The organism is Actinomadura napierensis (genome assembly GCF_039529375.1).
Classification (GTDB): Bacteria; Actinomycetota; Actinomycetes; order Streptosporangiales; family Streptosporangiaceae; genus Spirillospora; species Spirillospora napierensis.
In genome coordinates this window covers 1-4,692 of record NZ_BAAAMR010000228.1, presented here as the reverse complement: position 1 = coordinate 4,692, position 4,692 = coordinate 1, and the positions used below count along the sequence as shown (strand labels likewise).

Annotated in this window: 4 protein-coding genes; all 4 read right to left on the bottom strand. The window is 72.0% G+C overall.

Features of this window, described 5'->3' with window-relative positions; genetic code table 11:
• A partial coding sequence (locus ABD296_RS48865; RefSeq protein WP_344285216.1) for a hypothetical protein occupies positions 1-400 on the bottom strand: 400 nt, incomplete at its 3' end.
• Between the two features lie 128 nt (positions 401-528).
• Complete coding sequence (locus ABD296_RS48860; RefSeq protein WP_344285213.1) at positions 529-1,653, bottom strand: recombinase family protein; 1,125 nt, start codon at positions 1,651-1,653, stop codon at positions 529-531.
• A 229-nt stretch (positions 1,654-1,882) separates the two neighbouring features.
• Complete coding sequence (locus ABD296_RS48855) at positions 1,883-4,081, bottom strand: tetratricopeptide repeat protein (RefSeq protein ID WP_344285210.1); 2,199 nt, start codon at positions 4,079-4,081, stop codon at positions 1,883-1,885.
• Positions 4,078-4,449 (bottom strand): hypothetical protein, encoded by a 372-nt coding sequence (locus ABD296_RS48850; RefSeq protein WP_344285207.1) that lies wholly within the window; start codon positions 4,447-4,449, stop codon positions 4,078-4,080. The genes ABD296_RS48855 and ABD296_RS48850 overlap by 4 nt, the downstream gene beginning before the upstream one ends.
• Positions 4,450-4,692: the final 243 nt, after the last annotated feature.

Sequence of the window (4,692 nt, the reverse complement as noted above, 5' to 3'; positions counted from 1 at the left end):
GGGTGCCGGCGGCGGCGGCCATGCCCTGGACGGCGTCGGCGACGTGGCGCTCCCAGCGGTGACCGGTCATCAACGCGTCCTCGTGGTCACCATCGCTCTGTTCGCACATCGTGATGACGGCCTCGCCGAGGGCGTTCCCGGCGGCCAGGACGTCCCCGTACCCGGTCCCGGCGATCCGGTCCGACAGCTCGGCGGCCGACCGGGACGCCCGGTCAGCGGCGGTGCGGGCCCGCCACGCCGCCTGACGGCACGCCTTGGAGCACCAGGCGGCGCGGCGGCCGGGCAGGCCGGTCCGGTCGGGCCGCCGCCCGCCGCACACCGGGCACGGGCCCGGGGCGGCGGCCGGGTGCCCGGCTGGCATGGGGTCGGTGGCGTTGGGGTTGGTGGCGTTGGTGGCCATTGGTGTGCTTTCAGCCGCCGCGGTGCGCGCGGGCCGGGGCCAGCACGCGCGGGTCGGTGGTGGGGATGGCGGGCGCACTCATGTGGTTCTCCCTGCTGCCCGGGGGGCGGGTGCGTGGTCGGCGCCGATCAGCGGCGCCGCCGGCGGGGACGGTCCTTGCTGATCCGGTGGTGCTGCAGGGCGACTTGGACCAGGGCCTCGCGGCGGGTGCCGTAGGTGCCGGTTCCGGTGATCTTCCGCATGGAGGGGCTGTGGGCCTCCCACCGGGTGCCGTAGGTGGTCTTGGTGGCGTAGCCGATCCGCTCGCCCTCGACCACCAGCCAGTGGTTGCCGGTGCCGGGCCACTCGGCCATCAGGTAGCCGTCCTCGCCGAGTTCCGGGACGGGCTTGAGGCGCCGCTCGAACTCGCGCCGTTCCTGCTCGGCCCGCTCCCGCCGCTGTTGGTCCTCCTCGCCAGCGGCGTCGACGGCCTCGGCCGCGTTCCGCACGGCGCCGGTGTCCAGGACGTCGTCCTGGCTATCGGCGACCGGCGGGCCAGGACGCTCGGCCTGTGCGGCATCTGCCTGCGCGGCGGCGGCCGGGGCGGCGGGTTTCGCCGGCGAGGTCCCCGCCGAGGTCCCCGCCGAGGTCCCCGGCGAGGTCTCCGCCGTGGCGGCCGTGGCGTTTGGGGGTTGCGGCGGGGCGGGGGTCAGGTACCGGTAGATGGTGGGGCGGGAGACGCCGAAGGTGTCGGCGATCTGCTGCACGGTGTAGGCGCGCTTGCCGTCGGCGCCGTGTTCGTCGTACATCCGGCGGGCCTGGGCGACCTGCAGGTCGGTCATCACGGCGGGGCGGCCGCCCTTGCGTCCGCGGGCGCGGGCGGCGTCCAGGCCCTCGCGGGTGCCTTCCACGATCAGCTCGCGCAGGAACTCATCCATCGCGCCCAGCACGTGGAAGGCGAACCGGCCGGTGGAGGTGGTGGTGTCGATGCCCTGCTTGAGTACCACCAGGTCGATGTCACGCTCGCGCAGGGCGTCGGCCAGCTCCAGCAGGTGCCGCAGGCTGCGGGCGGCGCGCGACAGCCGGGTGATGACGAAGGTGTCGCCGGGCCGGGCGTACTCCAGCGCCCGGTCCAGCTCGGGGCGCGCGGCGAGCTTGCCGCTGGCCTTGTCGATGAACACCTTGGCGCACCCGGCCGCCAGCAGGGCGTCGCGTTGGGAGTCGGGGTTCTGGTCGCGGGTGGACACCCGGCCGTACCCGATCCGCTGACTCAAGGTCAGTGGCCTCCGTTCCTTGTCGTGGCGAGAGCCGCCGGTCGCGGCAGCGGCCTCACCTCCGCAAGCCTGTATTAAAAACGAATATCGACACAAGTATCTTTACATAGTTTCTAGACGCGGGTTTTAGACGATCATGGTCGCGACTGGGCCACCGGTCTTTTCGCTGGTCACGGGTCGCGTGCGCGGTGGACCGCTGGATCGGCGCCGCGGCGCTCTCCAGGGCGTCTCAGAAACGATCAGCTATCGGATTGCGCCTGGCAACGTCCAGATTGCCGCGGACGACCGCAGTCGTTGGATGGTCGACGCCCAGCACCCGCACGCAATCGGCCAGGGTCTGCTCGTACAGCGGAATCGCCCGGACCAGGTCACCCGCCGCCCGGTAGGCGTAGGCGAGGTTGCCGCGGGAGATCAGGGTGTTGGGGTGGTCGGCGCCCAGGACCCGTTCGCGGTCGGTGAGGGTCTGCTCGTGCAGCGGGATCGCCCGGTCCAGGTCCCCCGCGTCCCGGTAGGCGCTGGCGAGGTTGTTGCGGGAGGTCAGGGTGTTGGGGTGGTCGGTGCCCAGCACCCGCTCGCAAGCGGCCAGAGTCTGCTCCAACAGCGGGATCGCCCGGTCCAGGTCGCCCGCCGCCCGGTAGGCGCCGGCGAGGTTGTTGCGGGAGGTCAGGGTCTGGGGGTGGTCGGCGCCCAGCACCCGCTCCCGGTCGGCCAGGGTCTGCTCGTGCAGCGGGATCGCCCGGTCCAGGTCACCCGCCGCCCGGTAGGCGTAGGCGAGGTTGTTGCGGGAGGTCAGGGTGTTGCGGTGGTCGGCGCCCAGGACGCGTTCTTCCTCGGTGAGGTTGTGTTCCAGCAGCGAGATCGCTCGTTGCAGGTCTCCCGCGTGGCGGTAGGCGTAGGCGAGGCAGGCGCGGGCGTTCAGCACGAGCGGGTGGTCGGGATCGTGGAGTCGTTGGACAGAGACCAGGCAGCGCTGCAGATACGTCAGGGCACGGGGGTGGGCGCCTTGGCCGGTCAGGAACAGGCCGGTGTCGCGGAGCAGCCGGACAGTGGTGTCGGTGTCGGTGCCGGGGGGCGTGTGGTCGGCCAGGGCGTCGATGTGCGGCAGCAGCCGGCGCCACTGCGGCCAGCCCGCCGGATCCTCATCGTCCTCGGGACGGGCGTGGTCCAGCAGGCGGGTAGCAGTGTCGCGGGCGGCGGTGATGTCGGCGGCCCGGCGGTGCCGATCACCATCGTCGGGGTTGTCGTCGGGGGTGCGGGCCAGCGCCTGCACCAGCCGGTGCACAGTGATGGTGGTCGGGGTGAGGGTGATCATGTTGTAGGCGGCGAGTTTGCCGAGCGCGGCCTGCAGAAGCGGCGCTGCGAACTGCTTGCGCCCGTCGAGCTCGTTCAGGTTGTCGAGCAGAGTGCGGGGGATGGCCTCGGGGGCGTACCAGGCCAGGATCCGCAGCAGCTCGGCGGCCAGCGGTGTACCGGTAGTGAGCAGGTCCAGGGTGATCCGCCAGATCCGCGCGATGGTCCGCGCGTCACTGCCGGTGTCGCCGCCCTCGGCGGGCAGGTCGTACATCGCCGCCGGGGAATCGGCCAGGTAGCGCAGATATTGGCGAGGGGACAGCTGGTTCTGCTGCAGGTAGGCGGCCGCCTGCTCGATCGCCAGCGGCAGAGACCCCAGCTCGGCCACCAGCTCGTCCGCGCCGTCCAGATCCACTCCTGAACCCTCGGCGGTGGCGATGCGGGTCAGCAACTCCACCGCCTGCCCGGCCGTGAGCACGTCCAGGCGCAGCACCCGAGCTCCGAACCGGTGCCAGCCCTGGCCGAGCCGGCTGGTGACCAGCACCCGGCCCGTGCTGGTGCGGTCCAGCAGCGGGGCGATGTGCGTGGGGTTGGTGACGTTGTCCAGCACCACCAGCCACCCCGGATGGCAGCCCAGCCAGGTCAGCGCCCACTCGGCCAGCTCCTCCAGCTTCATGACCGTTTTGAGTTCGGGCTGCAGCGCGACGGCCAGGGCGGCCAGGCCGGCCTGCACGGCTTCGCCGGTGTCGGCGGTGATCCACCACACCGGATGAAACACCCCGGTCCCGGCCCCAGCCGGAGGGGCGTGGGCGGCGGCGTAGCGGGCCGCCAGGGTGGACTTGCCGACGCCGCCCAGCCCGTGCACCGCGGCCACCACCACCGGATCCGCCGCTCCCAGCGCGGCGTCCAACTGCTCCAGTTCGGTGCCGCGTCCAACGAACAGACGCGCGTGCGCCGGGATGTTGACCAGGCCAGGCGGGGCGTGCACCTGCGCGGGCGGGTGCATCTGAATGGTCCGCTCGTTGATGTATTGGTCGCGGGCCGCTTGGTAGGCCCTGCCGTCGCCGGAGGCAGTGGCCTGCATCCGGACGTCCACAGGCTCTTGGGCGTCGTCGGGCTCGGTCGGCGGGGTGCTCACCGGTCGTCGTTGATGTGCTGGTCGCGGCCGGCCTGATAGACCCGGCCGTGCCCGGACGCGGTGCCCTTGATCTGGGTGTTGGTCGCGCCGTCGCCGGTGGAGACGATGCCGGTGTTGGTGGCCTGGTCACCGATCCGCACCGACCGCTCCCCCGGCGGCTTGTCCGCCGACTCGGCCGAGGATGAGGTGCGGCGGGCCAGCACGGTCCCGTAGACCGCCAGGACCAGGCCGGCGATGCCGACGACGGCGCCGATCACGCCGACGGTGTCGACCCAGTGGAAGCCCTTGACCGCGAAGTACACGATCAGTCCTACGGCTGCGGCCGCGGCGGTGAGTGCGCCGGCCCAGATCAGTACGCGCCCCGTCATGGCCGCCATCATCAACCCGCCCACCCGGCTACGACACGTCATCCGCCACATACGCCCGCAACCGGACACAAGGTCGGTGCCGGGCGGCGCGGCGAGCTCACCGTCTCGTCCCGGCCGGGGGGCCGCAGATCGCATGGCGGCGAGGGTGTGGTCGTCAAGAAACCTTGGCGGCCTCAGTGGATCAATGCATCAACTTGTCCGCAAAGGTCAGAGTAGACCTCGCTGGATGACAGGAAGCCGTGG